16 protein-coding genes, 1 tRNA gene and 2 pseudogenes are annotated in these 20,465 nt (G+C 64.7%); 12 read left to right on the top strand and 7 right to left on the bottom strand.

All coding sequences use genetic code 11. The features are described 5' to 3' along the window. Window positions 1-83: 83 nt before the first annotated feature. From PGN14_RS00610 to PGN14_RS00595, 4 genes are all read right to left on the bottom strand, one after another. Window positions 84-788: an HTTM domain-containing protein gene (locus PGN14_RS00610; RefSeq protein ID WP_335297469.1), complete on the bottom strand. Its 705-nt coding sequence runs from the start codon at window positions 786-788 to the stop codon at window positions 84-86. Next, window positions 785-1,225: a hypothetical protein gene (locus PGN14_RS00605; RefSeq protein ID WP_335297468.1), complete on the bottom strand. Its 441-nt coding sequence runs from the start codon at window positions 1,223-1,225 to the stop codon at window positions 785-787. The genes PGN14_RS00610 and PGN14_RS00605 overlap by 4 nt, the downstream gene beginning before the upstream one ends. A 44-nt stretch (window positions 1,226-1,269) precedes the next feature. Then, window positions 1,270-2,043: an SDR family oxidoreductase gene (locus tag PGN14_RS00600; protein WP_335297467.1), complete on the bottom strand. Its 774-nt coding sequence runs from the start codon at window positions 2,041-2,043 to the stop codon at window positions 1,270-1,272. A 72-nt stretch (window positions 2,044-2,115) separates the two neighbouring features. After that, entirely contained in the window at window positions 2,116-4,704 is a 2,589-nt protein-coding gene (locus PGN14_RS00595; protein WP_335297466.1) for a GAF domain-containing hybrid sensor histidine kinase/response regulator, read from the bottom strand. Between the two features lie 136 nt (window positions 4,705-4,840). On the opposite strand from PGN14_RS00595, the gene PGN14_RS00590 reads away from it, so the two are divergent. The 9 genes from PGN14_RS00590 (at window position 4,841) to PGN14_RS00550 (ending at window position 15,024) form a co-directional block, all read left to right on the top strand. Beyond that, window positions 4,841-7,120, top strand: coding sequence for a TonB-dependent receptor (locus PGN14_RS00590; protein WP_335297465.1), 2,280 nt, complete (start codon window positions 4,841-4,843; stop codon window positions 7,118-7,120). 120 nt (window positions 7,121-7,240) lie between these two features. Next, entirely contained in the window at window positions 7,241-7,675 is a 435-nt protein-coding gene (locus PGN14_RS00585; protein WP_335297464.1) for a hypothetical protein, read from the top strand. After that, on the top strand, window positions 7,672-9,138 hold the full coding sequence (locus tag PGN14_RS00580) for a PepSY-associated TM helix domain-containing protein (RefSeq protein ID WP_335297463.1): 1,467 nt from the start codon (window positions 7,672-7,674) through the stop codon (window positions 9,136-9,138). Before PGN14_RS00585 ends, PGN14_RS00580 begins: the two co-directional genes overlap by 4 nt. Window positions 9,139-9,408: 270 nt before the next feature. Next, complete coding sequence (locus tag PGN14_RS00575; RefSeq protein WP_335297462.1) at window positions 9,409-10,161, top strand: hypothetical protein; 753 nt, start codon at window positions 9,409-9,411, stop codon at window positions 10,159-10,161. A 200-nt stretch (window positions 10,162-10,361) separates the two neighbouring features. Beyond that, window positions 10,362-11,009, top strand: coding sequence for a hypothetical protein (locus PGN14_RS00570; protein WP_335297461.1), 648 nt, complete (start codon window positions 10,362-10,364; stop codon window positions 11,007-11,009). Window positions 11,010-11,282: 273 nt separating this feature from the next. Then, window positions 11,283-11,936 carry a recombinase family protein gene (locus PGN14_RS00565; protein WP_288456853.1) on the top strand — a complete coding sequence of 218 codons (654 nt, stop codon included), beginning with the start codon at window positions 11,283-11,285 and terminating at the stop codon, window positions 11,934-11,936. Between the two features lie 1,182 nt (window positions 11,937-13,118). Continuing rightward, the gene (locus PGN14_RS00560; protein WP_335297460.1) at window positions 13,119-13,634 is read left to right on the top strand and encodes a hypothetical protein; all 516 of its coding nucleotides are present in this window, start codon (window positions 13,119-13,121) and stop codon (window positions 13,632-13,634) included. Then, entirely contained in the window at window positions 13,634-14,194 is a 561-nt protein-coding gene (locus tag PGN14_RS00555; protein WP_335297459.1) for a hypothetical protein, read from the top strand. The genes PGN14_RS00560 and PGN14_RS00555 overlap by 1 nt, the downstream gene beginning before the upstream one ends. Beyond that, window positions 14,191-15,024: a hypothetical protein gene (locus tag PGN14_RS00550; protein WP_335297458.1), complete on the top strand. Its 834-nt coding sequence runs from the start codon at window positions 14,191-14,193 to the stop codon at window positions 15,022-15,024. Before PGN14_RS00555 ends, PGN14_RS00550 begins: the two co-directional genes overlap by 4 nt. Window positions 15,025-15,148: 124 nt before the next feature. Here the strand turns inward: PGN14_RS00550 and PGN14_RS00545 are convergent, their stop codons facing one another. The 3 genes and pseudogenes from PGN14_RS00545 to PGN14_RS00540 form a co-directional block, all read right to left on the bottom strand. Further along, entirely contained in the window at window positions 15,149-16,285 is a 1,137-nt protein-coding gene (locus PGN14_RS00545) for a site-specific integrase (protein ID WP_335297457.1), read from the bottom strand. Window positions 16,286-16,534: 249 nt separating this feature from the next. Then, window positions 16,535-16,708: pseudogene (locus tag PGN14_RS16810) on the bottom strand (DUF6538 domain-containing protein); the annotation flags it as partial. Window positions 16,709-16,799: 91 nt separating this feature from the next. Then, window positions 16,800-16,886 (bottom strand) — tRNA-Leu (locus PGN14_RS00540). Window positions 16,887-17,058: 172 nt separating this feature from the next. Here PGN14_RS00540 and PGN14_RS00535 point away from each other — a divergent pair. The 3 genes and pseudogenes from PGN14_RS00535 to PGN14_RS00525 all read left to right on the top strand — a co-directional run bounded on the left by PGN14_RS00535 (window position 17,059) and on the right by PGN14_RS00525 (window position 20,434). Then, window positions 17,059-17,990 (top strand): annotated as a pseudogene (locus PGN14_RS00535) (complex I NDUFA9 subunit family protein). A 29-nt stretch (window positions 17,991-18,019) separates the two neighbouring features. Beyond that, window positions 18,020-18,829 carry an undecaprenyl-diphosphate phosphatase gene (locus PGN14_RS00530; protein ID WP_335297455.1) on the top strand — a complete coding sequence of 270 codons (810 nt, stop codon included), beginning with the start codon at window positions 18,020-18,022 and terminating at the stop codon, window positions 18,827-18,829. A gap of 153 nt (window positions 18,830-18,982) precedes the next feature. Continuing rightward, window positions 18,983-20,434, top strand: a complete 1,452-nt coding sequence (locus tag PGN14_RS00525; RefSeq protein WP_335297453.1) for an NAD(P)-dependent oxidoreductase — start codon at window positions 18,983-18,985, stop codon at window positions 20,432-20,434. Window positions 20,435-20,465 lie beyond the last annotated feature (31 nt).

Genomic DNA, 20,465 nt, shown 5'->3' with positions numbered 1-20,465 from the left:
GTCTCACAGAGACCATCGCCCGTGGCTCATGACAGCCCCACCCCAACCCCTCCCCTAAAGGAGAGAGGCTGTAGATTGGCCAGTTACCCGATCACCCGATCCTGCAACCACAGGATCGACGGATAGGCACACAGCCAGATCCAGAAGAAGCGGTTGAGCCCGAACAGGCAGGCGTTGGCGAGATGGAACAGCGCCGCCACGACCAGCGCCGCGACCAGTGCCGGGCGCGACAGCATCGCGAACGGAAAGGCCAGTTCGAACAGCATCACCGCCCATCCCGCCGCGAACAGCAGCCGCGGGCGGTCGGCGAGGCGGCGGACGTTCTCGCCCGCGGGATAGGCGGAGAACAGGAAGACGTCGCGCAGCGTCTCGCCCCCTCGCCACGCCGGGTTGGCGATCTTCACCCACCCCGCGATCGCGTAGCTGAGCAGCAACTGGATCGCGAGATAGCCCAGTGCCGCCTCGCGCCAGCGCACCTCCGGCAGCAGCGTCGTGGCGGTGACGCACAGCAGGATCAGCAGGCTCATCCTGTCCGCGCCGCCGTTATAGGGGCCGTTGAAGAAGGGCAGGATCAGCACATGGTTCGCCACCAGCGCCAGCAGCAGCACCGGCGGCGGCGCATGGCCGATCGCGACCGCGGCGAACAGCAGCAGCGACAGCACCAGCCGCGGCACGAACAGCCACCGCTCGGCGCGGCGCGCGGCGGGGCGCAGATGCTCGGCGCTCTGCTGGACGAACGCCAGCGCCATCATTGCGGCGGTCAGCCCGATCGCCCCCTCGAGCGTCATCGGACCATCAGGTCCGCAAGACGACAGGCGTCCGAGACATGGACGACGCGCTCGTCGTCGCGCCGGACCAGCCGGATGCGGAGGCGCAGCCATGCGGACGGATCCGCGGTGCATCGCCGCGCGACGCGTAGCAGCAGTTCGCGCTCGCTATGCGCGACGGTGCGGGGATCGTCGCTGGTCAGCAGCCGCTCGGCGAGGCTGGTGAGGAACAGCGCCTCGTTCCACTCCGCGTTCCAGACCAGCCGCCGCAGCATCGCGCCGGGCGACGCCGTGGCGGGGCGGGATCGAACCTCGATCCAGTCCATCGTATCGCCATCGGGCGCGGCGAGCAGCGCGTAATCGATCCGCGGGCTGTCGCCGACCGCGTCGAAGAAGCGCCACGACGGGACGATCGCGGGCAGCAGCAGGCGCAGGCCGGTGAGCGGACGGAACAGCACGGTCCCGTCCTTCGCGGATCACCGCGCGACTGGCAACGCCAGCGTCAGCTGCCGCCGGCGGCGCGCTGCTGCGCGGCGCGCTCGGTCAACGTCGTCAGTGTCGCGTCGAAGCGGCCCTCGCGTTCGGCCTGGCGCAGGAACTGCACCTCGTCGACCAGGATCTCGCGCGGGGTCGGCACCTGTGCGAATTGTGCCGCGACCGCATCGGCGAAGGCGTCGAGCGGCATATAGCCGGGGCGGTTCGCCTGCCCGGGGGTCAGGTCGGTTTGGACGCCCGGCGGCGCCAGCTCGATCACCTCGACCTTGCCCGCCAATTGGGTGCGCAGCGACACGCTATAGGAATGGATCGCCGCCTTGCTGGCCGAATAGGTCGGCGCAGCGACCAGCGGCACGAAGGCGAGCCCGGAGGTGACGGTGACGATCGCGGCATCGGGCTGGCGCACCAGATGGTCGATCAGCGCGTTGGTCAGACGAATCGGGCCGAGGATGTTGATCGCGACGGTCGCCTCCGCGTCCGACAGGTCGCGCGACGCGGTCAAATCCTCGAACATCATGACGCCGGCGTTGTTGAACAGCACGTTGAACGACGGGAAATCAGCCACCACCCGCTGCGCGAAAGCGTTCACCGCGGCGGGATCCTCGACGTCGAGCGTCATCGTGTGGATGCGGTCGCGTCCCGCGGCGGCGCGATCGAGCGCGTCCTGTCGACGCCCCGCGATGATGACGGTGTCGCCGCGATCGTGGAAGCGGTGGGCCAGCGCCTCGCCGATCCCGCTTCCGCCGCCCGTCATCAGGATGGTGTTGCCGCTGGTCTTCATCGTGGTCGCTCCGCGCCGGTGCCGATACGCCGGTTGAATGATCGCCGGCGCGGATCGTTCAACGGCGGGCGATCAGGCGCGCGCGGTGGACGATGCGACGAGCGCGGACAGGCTGGCCGCCAGCTCCGTGTTGCGGAACGGCTTGGTCAGTCGCGGCAGGTCGGGCGCGATCCCGTCCGCCTCGGCATAGCCGGACACGATCAGCGTGGGCAGCCCGGGCAGATCGTCGCGCAGCGTGCGGGCCAGCTGCGCGCCGGTGATCCCGGGCATCAGATGGTCGGTCACCAGCAGGTCGGGGCGCAGCCCGGCGCGGACCAGCTCGATCGCCTCCTGCCCCGAACACGCCTCGGCGACGGCATAGCCGAGATCGATCAGCATGTCGGCGGTGCTCATCCGCACCAGTTCCTCGTCCTCGACCAGCAGGACGGTGCCGCGCGCCAGGGGGGCGAGCGGTATCGCGTCCGCGACCGTGTCCGGATGTGGGGCGGGCAGCGTGCTGATTGGCAGCCATAACGTGATCGCGGTGCCGCATCCCGGCGCGCTGTCGATCGCCAGCCCGCCGCCCAGCTGCGCCGCCAGTCCGTGGACCATCGACAGGCCCAGCCCGGTGCCCTTGCCGACCCCCTTGGTGGAGAAGAACGGCTCGATCGCGCGCAACCGGGTGGCGTCGTCCATGCCATGCCCGGTGTCGCGCACGGTCAGCCCGACATAATGACCCGCGGCCAGCCCCGCCGCATCGCCCTCGCCGCAGCAGCGGTGCGCGACCGCGATGGTCAGCTCGCCGCCATCGGTCATCGCGTCGCGCGCGTTCACCGCCAGATTGAGCAGCGCCATTTCCAGCTGGTTGGCGTCGGCGCGCGCCAGCGGCAGCCCCGGCGCCAGGTCGAGGTGCAGCGCGATCGTCGGCCCCAGCGTGGATTCGACCAGATCGGTCATGCTGGCGACCAGCAGGCCCAGGTCGACGGCGGTCGGTTGCAGCGGCTGGCGGCGTGCGAAGGCGAGCAGGCGCTGGACCAGCGTCTTCGCCCGTTCGGCCGATTGCAGCGCGCCGTCGATCAGCCGGCGTTCCCGCACGTCCCCCACGCCCTTGCGCATCAGCAGGTCGAGCGAGCCGATGATGGGCGTCAGCAGGTTGTTGAAATCGTGCGCCACGCCGCCGGTCAGGCTGCCCATCGCCTCCATCTTCTGGCTCTGGCGCAACGCGTCCTGCGCGATCTCCAGCTCGGCTTCGGCGGTCAACCGCGCGGAGATGTCGGTGGCCTGGTGGAAGGCCCCGATCACCTCGCCGGCGGCATCGCGCAGCGGGGTGTAGCTGATCTCCCACGCGGGCTGGCCATATTCCGGTCGCCCGAACGCCGCCACCACGGTGAAGGTCTCGCCCGCCAGCGCGCGATCCATGTTGGCGCGCATCGTGATCGCCTGTTCCGGGATGAACTGATCCGGGAAGACGTCGCCGATTCGGGTGTCGAAGCCGTTGACGCGGCGAAATTCATCATTGTGCGCGCGGTTGAACGCGATCAGCCGGTGCGCGGTATCGAAGGCGCAGATCGGTGCCGCGGTGGCGTCGACGATGGCGTGGTAGCGGCGCAGCTCCGCGGTGCGGTCCGCCACCAGCCGCTCCAGCGTGTCCTTCATCTCGTGCAGCGCGACCTCGGCACGCGCGCGCTCGACCGCCGCCTTGACGCGTTCGCCCACCTCCTGGATCAGGCTTTCCTCCGCCGGGGTCCAGTCGCGCGGCGTCGCATTCTGGACCGCGAGCAGCCCGACCCATTCCTCTTCCTGGAAGAGGACGACGTCGACGAACGCGCCCACCTCGCGGGCCTGAAGGCCGCAGCGCGCGCCCTCGCTCAGTCGCTCGTCGCCGCCGACGTCGCGCACCACGACGGGGGCGCCGGCGCGATAGGCGGCGAGCAGGTCCGGACCGAAGCTCTCCAGCGAATGGACGCCGATGATCGAGGCGACGCCGCGCGCATAATCGCGCTCCACCGTCATCCAGCCGCGTGTGGTGATCTCGGCATAGAAGACGCGACTGGCGCCCATCCGCTCGCCGACGCGCTCCGCGGCCAGCGCCATGATCTCGGCCGGGGTCCGCAGCAGCCGAAATTCGTCCGACAGCGACAGCAGAAAGCCGGCGCGGTGCTCGGCCGCAACACGCCCGGTGGTGTCGGCGAGGATGCACAGCACGCCGGCGGGGACACCGTCCTCGTCGAGTACGGGCGAATAGTCGAGGTCCATCCACACCTGCTCGGCGCGGCCGTCGCGCTGGCGCGTCAGCTGGCGATCGTGGCAGCGCAGCGTCCTCCCCGCGAGCACCGCCTGCACGACCTGCTCGTCGAACCCGGCCGCGCCCGGCCCGGCATCGCGGATCGCGGTGCCGAACGGCGCGGGGGGGTGTGCGCCCGCGAGGGCCGCATAGGCATCGTTGTACAGCAGGATGCCGTCGCGACCCCAGAGCATCGCCATCGGCACGCGCGCGCGCAGCATGATCGCTACCGTGGCCTTCAGGCAGGACGGCCAGTGCGCCGGCGGTCCCGCCGAGGTCGATGTCCAGTCGGTGGCGGCGATCAGGTCGGCGCAGGCGCCGCCGCCGCTCAGGAACGCCGAGCGCGCCGGCGCGATCACGCCGTCGGGCGTCGCGGCGGGGATGGTGGCACTCGGCATGGCAGCCACCCTAGCCCAACGCGCGCTTGCGGGAAATGCCGTTCGCACCCGCCGATCCGGCGCCCCCCGGCAACGGTTAAATGCGATTGACTCGCAAATGCCGTGGCGGCATGGCGCATCGAAAGGGGGATTGCTAATGAGAACCATTCTGATGCTGCTTGGCGGATGCGCGATGCTGGCCGCCACCGCCGCCCGCGCGCAATCGGCACCGGATGACGGATCGTCCGGCGACGACATCGTCGTCACCGGCGAAAAGGCCAACCGCACGTTGCAGGAAACCGCCACCAGCATCGCGGTGACCACCCCGGCACGGATCGAGCAGGAGAATATCCAGACGATCCAGGACGTGTACAACCGCACCGCCAATGTCGCCGAAACCTATGGCGCGGCGGGCTTCACGATCCGCGGCATCACCAACACCGGCATCGGCGCCGGCGGCAACGCCGATACCGCGACGGTCTATGTCGATGGCGCACCGATCCCCAGCGTGGCGCTGTTCGGCGGCCCGACCGATCTGTGGGATATCGCGCAGGTGGAGATCCTGCGCGGACCGCAATCGACGATCCAGGGGTTGAACGCGCTGGCGGGGGCGGTCGTGCTCACCACGCGCGACGCCTCCACTACCGACTATGGCGCGGATGCGCGCGTGCTGTGGACCGACCGCAACGATCGCACCTTCTCCGCCGCGATCGGCGGCCCGATCGTCGCCGACCAGCTCGGCTTCCGGCTGTCGGGTGAGCGCCGCAACGATCGCGGTGTCATCCGCAACGTGACCCGCGGCGGATATGACGATGCGCTGCGCACGCTCAACCTGCGCGGCAAGCTGACATGGACGCCGACCGCGCTGCCCGGGCTGGAGGTGCGGGGGAGCTACAACCGCGTGCGCCGCGACGGCGGTTACCTGTACGAATATGCCCGCACCGACACGCCCGATTTCTATCGCACGCGCGTCGCGACCGGGAACGCGCCCAGCCGCGGCGACATCGCCGCGGACATCGCGGTGCTCAACGCCAGCTACGACATCGCACCCGGGCTGCGGCTGTCGAGCGTGACGTCGTACAATCGCGTGACCTCGCACGCGGTGCAGGACGGCGACGGCGGTCCGGAGAATGCGCAGGTCATCGACAATCTCAATCGCTTCCGCACCTGGACGCAGGAATTGCGCGTCAATTACGAGGGCGGGCGGTTGAGCGGGGTGGTCGGTGCCTGGGCATATCGCCGCTCCGGCGGGCTGGACGCCAACAACCGCCTCAACATCCCGACGCCGGTCGCCACGATCACCGCGCTGTTGCGCAGCGGCGGCTTCCCGGCGGCGGCGGCGACGCAGATCGCCAGTGCCTATGCCGCCGCGCTGCCCGTCATCCCCGTCCTGTACACCGGGGATCAGCCGCAGCTGGTGCGCAATGCCGCATGGTTCGCGGATGCGCGCTTCCGCCTGACCGACCGGCTCTCGCTGATCGCGGGCGCGCGCTACGATCACGAGGCGAACCGCTATGCCGCGGAAAGCATCGCCACGTTCAACGGCACGCTGCCGAACCCCGCCGCTTTCGGCGCCGCGGGAACGCCGCTGTTCCTCGCGGTGACCGCGATCAACCGCGGCGTGCTGGGGCTGGTCGACGACGCCTCGTCCGCGGCGGCGAGCAACGCGCGCTCGTTCGACGCCTTCCTGCCCAAGGCGGGGATCAGCATGGAATGGACGCCCGATCTCACCACTGCGTTCACCGTCCAGCGCGCCTATCGCTCGGGCGGGTCGAGCCAGAATCCGGCGCGCGGCATCCTCGTCGCCTATGACCCGGAATATAGCTGGAACTACGAAGGATCGCTGCGCTCGCGCTGGTGGGGCGGGCGGCTGACGCTCAACGCCAACGTCTTCTACGTCGACTGGACCGATCAGCAGACCAACGTCCTCTTCGGCAACAATATCTACGACTATAACACCGTCAACGCCGGCCGGTCGCACCTCTATGGCGTCGAGGTGGAGGCGCAGGGGCGCATCGTGCCGGGCGTGGAGGCCTATGCCTCGGTAGGGCATGTGCGCACGAAGTTCGACTCCTTCGTCCTGCCCAGCGGCGGCACCGTCAGCGTCGATCTGGCGGGATCGCAATTCCCCTATGCGCCGCGCTGGACGCTGGCGGGCGGGGTGAACGCGCGCGTCGCGCGGATCGTCGGCAATGTGAACGTCAACTACCGCAGCGCGGTGTTTACCGAGACGGGAGTGACGCAGGGGCAGGGGCGGCTGCCGGGGCGCACCCTGGTCAATGCGCGGCTCGGCTATGACGCCGATCGCTGGACGCTGTTCGCCTTCGCACGCAACCTGCTGGACGAGCGGTACAAGCAATATGACTTCGCCGCGGGCAACCGCGCGATCCTGGGCGATCCGCAGACGTTCGGCCTCGGGGCCGAGCTGCACCTGTGATGCTGGCGGCCGTGCTCGGGCTGGCGGGCGGGGCCGGCGGGGCGACGCTGCTGCGCCGGGCCTGGGCCGATCGGCGCACCCGCCGGCCGGGACGGGTCGCGGCGGGGGTGGAGCATCCTGTTGGCGGCGCTGATTGCTGCCGCGCTGGCGGACGGCGCGGTCAGGGGCACCGCCGCCGCGATCGCGGGCGCTGCGGCGGGCGCGCTGCTGGTGGTGGCGCACGGTCGCGTCCGCCGCGCCGGCCGCGCCGCGCGCGACAGCCTCGCGCCCGAGCCGCTGGAGGGGCCGTCGCGTCTGTGGCGCGGCGGACTGAAGTTCCTGCTTGCCGGGCCGCTCGGCATGACCGCGGCGATGGGGGTCGCCTTCTGCTACGCCGCCTGGGCACCGGGCGATGCGCGGACCCGCATCATCGTCGCCGGGCTGCTGATGCCGCTGGGCTGGGCGCTGGCGATGACCTGGACGCTGGCCGACCAGCGGCTGCTGCGCGCATTGGCGGTGCTGGCCGGCACCACGGTCGCCGGGTTCGCGCTCGCCTATGTGCGAGGCGTGGCATGACCGCCGCGCGCACCAGGGGATGGCCGTTGTCGCCCGCGACGGTGCGCGCGGTGCTCAGCGGGCATGGCATTTTGGGGCTGGCGTTCGCCGCGGTGATCTATCTCGTCTGCCTGACGGGAACGCTGGCGGTGTTCGTCCACGATCTGGAACGCTGGGAGCAGCCCGGGCAGCCGCGCGCCGCCGTGATCGCCGCACCCGCACTGGATCGCGCGGTCGCGACGGCGCGCCGTCTCGCCCCGCCCGATGCGGGGCTTTACATCGGGCTGCCGTCCGGCGCGGAGCCGGGGGCGACGCTGGTCGCCTACAGCCCGGCGTTCGAGCGCGAATGGGGCATCGCGTCCGATGGCGCGCTGGCGGCGAAGGCGACGCCGTTCGCCGACTTCCTCCTCGACCTCCACATCGCCCTGCACCTGCCGCGCCGCTGGGGCGCGTTCATCGTCGGGCTGGCCGGCGTGGCGCTGCTGTCGTCGCTGGTGTCGGGCCTCCTCGCGCACCCACGCATGTTCAAGGACGCCTTTCACCTGCGGCTGGGCGGCGCGCGTCGCCTGCAGGAGGCGGACCTGCACAATCGCCTGGGTATCTGGGCGCTGCCCTTCCATGTGGTCATCGCGCTGACCGGGGCACTGCTGGGGCTCAGCACACTGATCGTCGGGGTGCTCGCGATGCTGCTCTACCGCGGGGACACCACGCGCGTGTACGGGCTGTTCATCGACGCGCCGCCCGCCGTCGATCGTGCCGCGGCGCCGCTGCCGCCGCTCGCCACGCTGCTGGCGGAGGCGCAGCGTCGGGCACCGGGGGCGACCCCGCACCAGATCATCGTCGAGCGTGCCGGGCGCTCCGATGCGCGGGTGACGATCGTGTCGGTGCGCGACCGCCTGCTGGTGCCGCAGGACACAACCGTGTTCGATGCGCGCGGCGCGGTGGTGAAGGACCAGCATCCGCGCGACCTGGTCGTGGGCACGCGCATCCTGGGCGGCATCGGGCAGCTCCATTTCGGCTGGTACGGCGGGGTCGCGGTGCGCGTGCTCTACGGCCTGCTGGGGCTGGCGCTGTGCGTCGTGACGTCCAGCGGCGTGACGATCTGGCTGGCGCGGCGGCGCGACAAGGGCCGTGCGGACCCGCGCTGGGAGCGGCTGTGGGCCGCGGTGGCCTGGGGCCAGCCGCTGGCGCTCCTGCTCGCCGCGGCGACCGCCGTCGCCGGGGCGGGCAGGACGGCGGTGGCGGTGTGGCTGGTGACGACGGTGCTTCTGCTCGTGGGCGCAGGCGCCGCCCGCCCGCCCGCATCGCGCCTCGCCGCCGGGCTGCGCGCGACATCGGGCGGTGCGGGCGTGGTGCTCGCGATGATCCACCTGACACGCGTCCCGTGGACATCAACCGGCACGATCGTCGATGCGCTGCTGCTGAGCGGCGGCGCATGGCTGCTGTGGCGTCACCGCCGGGGGGCGGTGGCCGGGCGCGCCTGACGATCGACAGCGAGGATGCTGTCGGGTATTTCGTCGGTTCTTGTCGTGATGACCCTCGGGAATGCCTCCCGAGGGAAATGGTGCCCAGAAGAGGATTTTACGGCGACCCTCCTAACGCACTGAGAAACAACGGCTTTTATCTAGGCCGCTGTCACTGTTGGCAATGCCTGATGTAACAGGTGGGGGCAGGTTGAGGCAAGAGGCTCAGGCGCTCTTTGCGCTTGTCGGTGCGAGTGCGTCCGTGCTTTGATCCGCCCACTGGAGACGCGCATGTTCCTTGAAAAGTTCTCACGGTTTGTTCGACGCTACCACCTTGTGTTCCGACCGGCTCATAAGGCTGCGCCTACGCTCCCGCTGTTCGCAGACGATGGTGAGTACAGTGTGCTTGATGCTCTTGAGAAGAAGCGGGCGGCGGGAACTGCGCTCATCACCATGAGAAACAAGGACGTGATTGAGCTTATCAAGGTTCAGCACTTCCCTGAGCGCGAAGTTTTGGCTCTGCTATTCCACCGAGGAAGCCCAGACGCCGCCGATCCTATTTATAGGAAACGAGGCGATGGCGGCTTAACAGTGAGGCAGGCTGAAAAGGAGGATGGAGAGGAGCAGTCTGTCTCCGCTCACCTGGTCATAAGCACAAGAGCTATCGAAGAAGGTCGTTACGACGCGAACCTTGAGGAGATACCGGGCATCAACATATCGTATGTCCAACAGATCATAGCTCAAACGCTGAATGATTATCTATACGACTATGAGGTCGGAAAACGTAAGATAAAGACAGTGCAAACGAGGACGATAGTTAAGGCTGAAGGAATTAAGTCCGAAACTATTGGCAATGCCCTTAAACAAGGCAAGATCGATTTCATCACCTTCATCAAACCAGCGCCGGCGAAATATGTTGACGCCGATGGCCTTTGGGAGCCGATGAATGACGTTATGCGCTTGAAGGTCAAAGGCAAAATTGAAGCTGATGACTGGCAGGATAAAGTTACAGCCCTTGTAGCCGAGGCTAGAGCCGATGGCTAGGAGGATTTTAACATCGAGATCGATCTAGGCAACAAGCGGTCCAAGACGATCGCCCTAGAGCGTGAACAGGAGGCAAAAGAGATATTGTTCGTGAAGTCAGACGAGATTCTACTTAAGAATGAATTGTCCCCTTGCAGCGTCGAACTGCAAGACGAGGTGATTGATAGGTGCATAGACCTAATGCGCCCTGAGGCTATACAGTGAACATCATCTCGTTCCCATTCTTGTATCTACGGCTGACCACCGAGCGTGGCTGGCCGCTGTTTCTCAGGGATGGATTGGCAACAGTCGTTATAGCACTGGCAATCGGTGCACCGTTCGCATTTTTCGACAGCCTTAATTTCTTTGGTCCTAGCGGCCTTGTGGATAAGCTAGGGACCTTCGCCTCCGTATTGGCGGGCTTTTATATAGCTGCTCTCCTTGCTGTCGCTACCTTCGCGTCGGCTCTTGGCGACCTCGACTCTCCGATCAAGAAGGGCAAGGTCTTAGCCCCCGGTGATACAGGCGAAAAGGAAGAGCTTAGCCGGAGAGAATATGTCTGTGCATTATTCGGCTATCTTTCGGCATTGGCCCTTCTGGTCGCTGTATTGTCCATATTGATTACATTGATTGCACCTACGTTCGCGCCGTGGGCTAGCAGCCTTTGGACAAAGGCAAATGACAGAATGCAGACGAGTATCGACGTTAGGTGGATTAAGGCGGTGCCTATCGTGGCATACTCTATGATCGTCTCTAGTATGCTCGTCACTACTCTTCACGGGCTGTATTACCTGATTGATCGGCTTTACGCTCAAGCCCCGAGGATACTGCCGAAAAAGGGCAAAGGTGGCGAACCGCCTACGGCCTGAAATTGCTAGAGATATGCGAGAGGGTAGATCAAAGCGGAGGGAGCGGTCTTTCCCCCGTATACCCGGCCTGCCCGGACCTGCGATTATGACACGCCTGCCCGACCTGCATTATCGCGCGTGGTTCTCCATCCCTGCCTAGCGTGTCATTACAGCCAAGCTCCATCCCAGCTAGATCGATGACGATGGCAGCGGGAACGGCTTGCCCTCCTAACTGTTCATGGGTATACGTTCGTTGACCCGTGAACAGGACTGGCCGTTATGAACCTTCGCAAGATGACCAAGGCTGTCGCCTACCTCCGCGTTAGCACGGATAAGCAGGGCAAGAGCGGCCTAGGGCTAGAGGCTCAGCGGGAGGCAGTGGCCCGATACGTTGCTGCCAATGGCGTTGACCTGATCGGGGAGCATATCGAGGTTGAGACGGGCAAGGGAGCTAATGCCCTGTCCAAGCGGCCTGAGCTTGTCGCTGCCCTCGCCACAGCCAAGCGGGAGAAGGCTGGCCTGATTATTGCCAAGCTCGATAGGCTTGCCCGCAATGTCCATTTCATATCGGGGCTGATGGAGACGGGCGTAGAGTTCGCCGTCGCTGATATGCCGAACGCTGATCGCTTCCAGCTACACCTATTCGCCGCACTGGCAGAGAAGGAGGCTGAGGTAATCAGCCAACGGACCAAGGCCGCGCTAGCCGCTGCCAAGGATCGGGGGACCGAGCTAGGCAAGCATGGCAAGGTACTAGCTGCCCGCAATCAGGCTGAGGCTATGGACCGGCTAGAGCCTATCGCTGCTGACCTCCTGGCCTTGAAGGCTGAGGGGCTATCGGTTCGCAAGATGGTCGAGGCCCTGAATAGCCGCGCGATCCCTTCGCCAGCCGGGGGCAAGTGGCATCCCGCCAGCCTGCACAAGGCCCTTGCTCGATTGGAGGCCCGCTAGATCGGACAGAGACGGCCACAGGAGTCGATATGGGAGGCTCAGGGCATCGACCTAGCCGGGATACCCGAATGGCTCTGTACGGGGCTGTGAGAGGCTGGCCTATGTTGCGCCATAAGTCTGACGGCATTTCACTACCGTATAGCATGGGAAACCTCCCGCCAATTTACCCGGTAAATTCGTTACCGTATGGCAGAGATACCCTCACCGCCTTTTCGTTACCGTTAGGCAAATCACCATTCATCATCGCCAGTTCCCGTTTAGGCCGGGGGCACGTCTGACAGTACGTAACTGTAGATACCACAGAGCCGTAAGGCTTAGCTTAAGAGCGACGGGGTGTGCCATCTTAACAGGATGGCATGCGGTATCGGACCACGGGCAATACAAGCTGCGCTAATCAAACTCAACGATCATGCTGCTGTATGTGCTTCTCCATAGTGACAGAACGGATTTACTCAATCCGATTATCTATCTGTCCGGGGGGACCACGGGATACAGCTACATCTCTCAAATCTAACGATCATACTATAGCAGTATGTATCCTTGGTACTCTACGGCTTGATACCGTGAATGCCACACACGCGATCATCATTCTTCCGATAGGCTCAGAGTGGCTACTGTTCTCTTTTACGGTCATGCTTTCTGGAACAGCAGCTGCGTATCTGCCTGAGCCTATCTGAGGAATGATCCTCACCTATACGCATTGCTCATCAATCCAATGCCCATCGGCCCTGAGCAATGCCAGCCTGCTACCTATAGCATTGCCCTTGTCGGTAGGTAGCAGGCGTACCCTTCCCGTAATCACAAATTGCCTTTTCCCGTTTGCTTATCCGTAAGCGGGGCATCTCTCTGTAAGTTTTGACAAAGTTACTCCATTAAATCGAAGGATTATCCATGACCACCACGTCTATTGACCTTAGTCGCCTATATGATCCTCGCGTTGCAAGTCATGTCGAGGGAGTAGATGGCCGTATCCGTTCCGGCTTCCGCCTAGCTCTTGATGTGCTTGGCGTCCCGCTTCCTGATTATGCAGAGCGTAAGCCCGCTGGCCGTCCGTCCATTGCTAAGCTGATGGCCGCTGCTGATGCCGATACCGGCACGATCCACAATTACCGTGATGAGAAGCGAGGCGTTGGTGCCTTTGCCCCCCGTCGATAATCACCCAAATCTTTTCAAGGAAAAGCCATGACCACCAACAAAGACACCCTTGCTGCTATCGCCATCGAGATTGAAACCCTCAGTGCTGACTTGCTCAAGGTAAACTCGACTATCGATCTAGTCGGTAAGCCTGCTATCGATAAGGCCAATGAGATTGACCGGGCATTGAAGGATGCCAAGGATCGCTTCGCTACTGCCCTCGCTGACGAACAAGTAGAGGCCCGCAATCTACGGCTTGCCCGCTTCTCTGATATCCGCGTTGAGGTAGAGCCGGGTGATAATCTGCTGCGTACCGCTTTCACGATCAAGTATATGAAAGATACTTGGGACATGCAGGCCAAGGCTAGTCTGCCGAAGCAGCATAAATGCGATGGCTTTGCTGCGCTGGATGATGATGCCTATGAGTATCTGCTAACGCAGAAGCCCCATGCTATTCCCGCTAGCATCATGGCCCTTGCCCCCGGTAAGCCTGCCGAGGCTATGGATATCTACTTGCGAGCTAAGCAGCGTGGATATGTTGGAGAAGGCTTTGGCCGTATCTAATGCCTGATCTGCATGACTGGGGAACGGGAGCGGCACCTAAGCCATCCCGCCCCGACTATGTACCCAAGGTTCGTTTGATCCCTACAACGCTAGATGATCTGATGAACCGGGCAGGCTCCTATGCCCATGCTGCCAAGGCTCATGTAGAATGGACCGCAGTATCGGTATGGCTGATGAAGGATGCGGGCAGGGCCTTAGCTTCCGCCTTCATCCCCGTTGAGGCTGCTAACCTATCCGTGCTGCTGACAAGGGCTGCTGCTGAGCATGAAGCAGGCTGGCCTAGTCTCTCTGACAATCCCGTAACGCCTGCAATCTACGACCTGCCACAGGATGCTCAAGGCATAGCCCGTCGCATGGCCGGGGACATTCACGCGCTCTGGGACGCTGCTGGCCGTCCGTACCTCAGGGCCAATGATTGCAAGTTTGCCTTCCAATACCTCGCCGCCGCCATCCGTAAGGGGATTATTCCGCCTATCCCGACCCTAGGCGATGTTGATCCGATCCCCTCAACCAAACCGGCAAGGCCACACATTCTCGATATGCTGAAAGAAAACACATGACCGCACTAACTCCCCGTCAGGCTATCAAGGTCAAGGCAGCTCTATCCCTGATCGCTGTACATGGTCACAATCCTCGCACTGTACAGAAGCAAGCTCAGGATGAATTGGCTAAAGGCTATCCTGCTAATATCGCTTACAAGAATGCTATTGATGGCTTCATTGCCCGTGTCCCTGCTATGGGGAATACGCTGCATCTTGCAGTTGATCTGATCCACAATAGCGATGATGCTACCGTTGCGCTGTATGACAAGGCGCTGACTGACTACAATAACAGCGGTGATGACAGTCACCTTGATAGCTTGGCTCCCATGATCCTTGAGGATGCCAAGGCATTGGCTATCAGCAAGGGCGAAGTGACCGAGGCCGATGCAGCCAATTGGACGATTGAGGATGCGCTAGGCAGCACGTCCGAAGCCTTTGCCGAAACGCCTGACGTTCCCGACGCCGCTACGCTCGCACCGGGCCAGACGGCCAATAGCTCATTCGGCTTCAATGGCCTCCCGGCTCCCGCCACTCAGGCTCCCAGCGCGCCCGCTCAGGCACCGGCAACGCGTCCGCAGTGGGTACAGGGTCCGACCGGCTATACCCTCGTCAATCAGGCTCCTAGCGGCCCTCAGACGGGGCAGAGCATGACCGGCTATGATCCCTACAAGGGCGGGCAGGACGTGACCGGCATCCGGGTAGGATTGACCGGGGATGCAGCCCGTCGATCCAATGGCACCCCGATAGGGGACGTGGGCTATTCAGCGACCGGCACGGGATACCGAGTGACCCCGACCGGGGAAGCTGCCCGCCGTGAGGCTGGCGTACCGCTCGGGCCGAATGCCTGAGAACCGGCCTAGGAGAGTCGCTGAGAGGCGATAGCTCATCCCGGCCTACAGAACCCGACCGATCCCGAATGAGTCCTGACGGGCTTCTCTGGGGCAGGAATGGGTATCTGTATGTCCGGTTCGTTCAAGGCTTGGGAATGACCAGTCCCGGCACCCGATAAGATGCAATAGCCGCTACCATTACCCTCATAGATGGAGCAGCCCCGTACTTGTCCGCAGCGTCTTTACCTTCATGCCCTTGGAACTGTCGGCATACCCGCTCAGGGATACCGGCATCTACAGCGTGGGTTTTCCATGTATGGCGGAATGAGTGGAAGACCTTGGCCTTATCCTCAATCCCGCAATCCTGCTTATAGCGGCTGAACCACTGGCCTACCTTGTCGGTTAGTTTCTTGCCAATGCCTACGGCCTTCAAGCCGGGGAATACGCGGCCAGTCTGATCCGGCAGCTTTTGCACATAGTCGATAAACCCTAGCTCGATTAGCTTGGGATGCAGCGGGACAAGCCTATTGCTTGCCTCATTCTTGATCTGATTAGGTAAGGCGTCATCATCTGGCGTATCTGTAATGTCGATACACCATACCTCTTGCCGGTTATCGTCAGCGTCTATGTAGGCAACGGGCTTCACGTCCTGCACCCGTAGCTGGCCTATCTCTTCCCGACGCGCACCCATGAACAGGGCTATCAGGGGCAGCCAATAGACAGCCTCCCCATATCCGCCCTTGGGCCGTTCGCCCTTGGCATGAACCGGGCCAGCAAACAGGGCATTGAGGTCATCGGTAGAGAAGTCCTTACGCTTCTCTCCCCGCTCCGTGACGGCCATCTTCACATCACGGGCAACGTTGACGGGTACGATATCCTCTTGCGCTGCCCACTCTAGCAGGGTCCGCAGGTAGGCCAGTCGATCCCGCACATTCACCTGTGACCGGGCAGGGTCCGCTATCAGCTTGCGCTTGTAGGCCATCACATCGGCCTTGGTGATTAGCTCGACGGACTTACGGCCCATCATGGAATTGAACAGCTTGGCATCCCGCCAGTAGGCATCCTTGCCACGGGGCGACGGCTTACGCTCAGCGGCCCACCCGTCGAGGATATCTGTATCTAAGTATTTGCCCTTGCCCTCATTGGCGCTGGCATCGTCGCTGTACTCAACGGCCTGATTTCGGCTTTCCGATGCGCGGGCATTCTGGCCGAACCGAGCATGAAGAGAGTTTATCAGGGCTTCCCGATCTGCCCCGGCTGTCTCCCGCTCATGCTCCACTAGCAGCCTGCCAGCCCTAGCTATGTCGGCTAGCGATCCCTCAGGTTCCTTACCGGCGCTCAGGGCATCCATAATCGGGGACAGGGCCTCAGCCTCCATGTCCGTGGCGAATAGCTCATCGGCTACATAGTCCGCTTGCTCCTGCTCCTGTTCCCATCGGGTCCGCTCCCGCTCGATCTGAGCAGGGGACCGGGGAGCTTTCGGCCTAGGGGCAGGCTTGCCAGCTAGGGACCGGGCAGCATCGGCTAGCAGCTTGTCCGTCTCGACAGTGTGAGCAGGGATGCGGAGCTTGGCCTCTGCCCGATCCTTGGACCGTAGCGACAGCATGAACTCAGCCCGACCCCCAAGGGCAGGCCGTAGCTCAACGGGGATTGCCCGTCGAAAATAGTAAGTCGAACCGCGCTTAGCGAGATAGGTACACATGGCTTTCAGCCCCTGTTACATCTGTAACAGCCGCCTGTAAAAACCGTCGTTTCTCAGCTATTTCCTAGGCTTTTCAGTAGCCTAGGGTGAATGGTGCCCAGAAGAGGACTCGAACCTCCACGACCTTGCGATCGCCAGCACCTGAAGCTGGTGCGTCTACCAATTCCGCCATCTGGGCACGGGGTAGGCCGGCGCCTCTAGGGGGCGGGTGGCGGGGCTGTCAACACCTCTTTTTTCGTGTCGCGCGTTCGGCAGCGGGCGCCGCCGTCCTGCCGGTGCCCCGCAAGCCTTGTCTTCGCGGGGCGGGGCGGGCAAGGCGCGTGCAGGCTCAAGGCTGCGGGTGAAGGACGATGGACGGCAAGCTGGTGACGCTGATCGGGGGGCGGCGGGTTCCTGGGGCGGTATATCGCGCAGGCGCTGCTTAAGGCCGGGGCACGCGTGCGCGTGGCGCAGCGCGATCCGCGGCAGGCGTTCTTTCTGAAACCGCTGGGCGGGTTGGGGCAGACGCAGTTCGTCGCGGCCGACGTGACGCGGCCTGCGACGATCGCGCGCGCCGTCCAGGGCGCCGCCGCGGTCGTGAACCTGGTCGGCGTGTTCGACGGCAACCTGCACCGCATCCATGTCGACGGCGCGCGCGCGATCGCGGAGGCAGCCACCGACGAGGGTGCCGCGCTGGTCCATGTCTCCGCGATCGGCGCCGACGTGAACGGCGATTCGCTCTATGCGCGGACCAAGGGCGCGGGCGAGGGTGCGGTGCGCGCCGCCGCGCCGCATGCCACGATCCTGCGCCCCTCCACCGTCTTCGGGCGCGAGGATCAGTTCATCAACCGCTTCGCCGGGATGATCGCGGCGCTGCCGGTGGTGCCGGTGTTGCGCGCGACGGCGCGGTTTCCAGCCGGTCTATGTCGGCGACGTGGCGCAGGCCGCGGTCGCGGCGCTGGGCGACGAGGCGGCGTTCGGCGGCCGCACGTTCGAGCTGGGAGGGCCGGAGGTGCTGACGATGCAGGAGCTGCACGAGCGGATCGCGCAGCACATCGGCCGCACCCCGCGGCTGCTGCCGCTGCCCGATGCGCTGGGTGGACTGCTCGCGTCGCTGCCGGGGACGCCGATCTCCGCCGACCAGTGGAAGATGCTGGGGCATGATTCGGTGGTGTCGTCGCAGGTCGAGGGGCTGTCCGCGCTGGGCGTGACGCAGACCCCGCTGGACGCGGTCGCGCCGGGCTGGCTGGTGCGCTATCGCCGCGCCGGCCGCTTCGGGTTGATCCAGCACGCGCGCGGCTGAACGCCCATCCCCTCGTCGAAAGGCCCCTTGTGAACGATCTTCTGACCATCGTCCTGCTGGGCATCGTCGAGGGGGTGACCGAGTTCCTCCCCGTCTCCTCGACCGGGCATCTGGTGCTGGCGGGCGCGCTGCTGGGGCTGAAGGAAGCGGATGCGACGTTCGATATCGTGATCCAGCTGGGCGCGATCCTGGCGGTGATCGTGCTGTTCTGGCGGCGGTTCGTGCGCGTGGGCGAGGGGCTGTTGCGACGCGACCCCGCCGCGCTGCGCTTCACGCGCAACATCCTGCTGGGGTTCCTGCCCTCGGCGGTCGTCGGCATGATCGCCTATTCCGCGATCCGTGCGCTGCTGGAGGCGCCGGGGACCGGGCCGTTCGTGGTCGCGGTGGCGCTGATCGTCGGCGGGATCGCGATCCTGTTCATCGAGCGGACGATCCCGCCGGCGGAGAAGACGTCGGTGGAGGCGATGGGGTGGCGCGTCGCGCTGGGGATCGGCGTGGTGCAATGCCTGTCGATGATCCCGGGCGTCAGCCGCTCGGGTGCGACGATCATGGGCGCGCGGGCGATGCGTATCGATCAGGAGACGGCGGCGGAATACAGCTTCTTCCTCGCCATCCCGACGATGCTGGGCGCGACCACGCTGGCCTTGTGGAAGAGCCGCCACGATCTGGGCAATGCGCATTTCTCCGCAATCGCGATCGGATTCGTGGTGTCCTTCATCGTCGCACTGGCGGTGATCCGCTGGTTCATGGCGATCGTCACGCGGCATGGCTTCGCACCCTTCGCATGGTATCGAATCGTTGCCGGAACGATCGCTCTGGCCCTTCTTGCGCTGCATTGAGGATTAAACCGGACCTATATTACTGCGATCAATTCTCATCAAGCTAGAAAGCACGATATCTGACGATTAAGTAGGTCAGCAAGACTTACTCATCTGCTTGAATCTGCGTGACACGGGGTGCCATGTGTGAGACGTGGGCCTTGGAGGACCACGATGGCTGACATGCTGAAGTTCGTTGATCGCGCGCAATCCTATCCCGCCAAGCGGGCGGCCGGGGATCGTGCCGAGGACTTTCGCGAGATCGCGGAACGCTATGCGGTGGTCGCGGCGGAGGATCAGGCGGGGCGATGCTCGCAATGCGGCGTGCCTTATTGCTCGGTGCATTGCCCGCTGCACAACCATATCCCCGACTGGCTGCGGCTGACCGCGGAGGGGCGGCTGCGCGAGGCGTATGAGCTGTCCAACGCCACCTCGACCATGCCCGAGATCTGCGGCCGTATCTGCCCGCAGGACCGGCTGTGCGAGGGCAATTGCGTGATCGAGTTCACCGGCCATGGCGCGGTGACGATCGGGTCGGTCGAGAAGTTCATCACCGATACCGCCTGGGCCGAAGGCTGGGTCGAGCCGCTGGTGCCCGGCCCCGCGCGCGGGCAGTCGGTGGGGGTGATCGGCGCCGGTCCGGCGGGGCTGACCGCGGCGGAATATCTGCGCGCTCACGGCTATGAGGTGCATGTCTATGACCGCCACGACCGCGCGGGCGGGCTGCTGACCTATGGAATTCCCGGGTTCAAGCTGGAAAAGCCGGTGGTGATGCGCCGGATCGAGCGGCTGAAGGAGGGTGGAATTACCTTCCACGAGGGGTTCGAGGTGGGTCGCGACGCCACGCTGGACGCATTGCGCGGGCGTCATGACGCGCTGCTGATCGCCACCGGCGTGTACAAGGCGCGCGCGATCGAGGTCGGCGGCAATGATCTGGCGGGTGTGGTGCCCGCGTTGGACTATCTGATCGCGTCCAATCGCAAGGGATTCGGCGATGCGGTGCCCGCTTTCGAGGATGGCCGGCTGAACGCACAGGGCAAGAATGTTGTCGTGATCGGCGGCGGCGATACGGCGATGGACTGCGTCCGCACCGCGATCCGCCAGGGCGCCCGGAGCGTGAAATGCCTGTATCGCCGCGACCGCGCCAACATGCCCGGATCGCAGCGCGAGGTCGCCAATGCCGAGGAGGAGGGCGTCGAGTTCGTCTGGCTCTCCGCCCCCGCAGCGTTCGACGGCGCCGAGGGACAGGTGGCGACGGTGCGCGCCAATCGGATGCGGCTGGGCGCGCCGGATGCCAGCGGCCGCCGCGCGCCGGAGGTGGATCCGGGCGGGGCGGAGGATATGCCCGCCGATCTGGTCATCAAGGCGCTGGGCTTCGATGCGGAGGAGCTGCCGCATTTGTGGGATGCGCCGGAACTGGGCGTGACGCGCTGGGGCACGGTGCTGGTCGACAGCAAGACGCTGATGACCAGCCTCGATGGCGTGTTCGCGGCGGGCGACATCGTGCGCGGTGCGTCGTTGGTGGTGTGGGCGATCCGCGACGGGCGCGACGTGGCGGCGACGATGCACAACCATCTGAAGGCGAAGGCCAAGGCGGCTGCCGGGGCGGAGAAGGTGGCGGCGTGAGGCTGACCGCGGATCAGGTATGCGCGATCAA

Source organism: Sphingomonas adhaesiva (assembly GCF_036946305.1).
GTDB classification, from domain to species: domain Bacteria; phylum Pseudomonadota; class Alphaproteobacteria; order Sphingomonadales; family Sphingomonadaceae; genus Sphingomonas; species Sphingomonas adhaesiva_B.
Note: the sequence above shows the minus strand (reverse complement) of the source record. Positions and strands in the feature narration are given on the sequence as shown.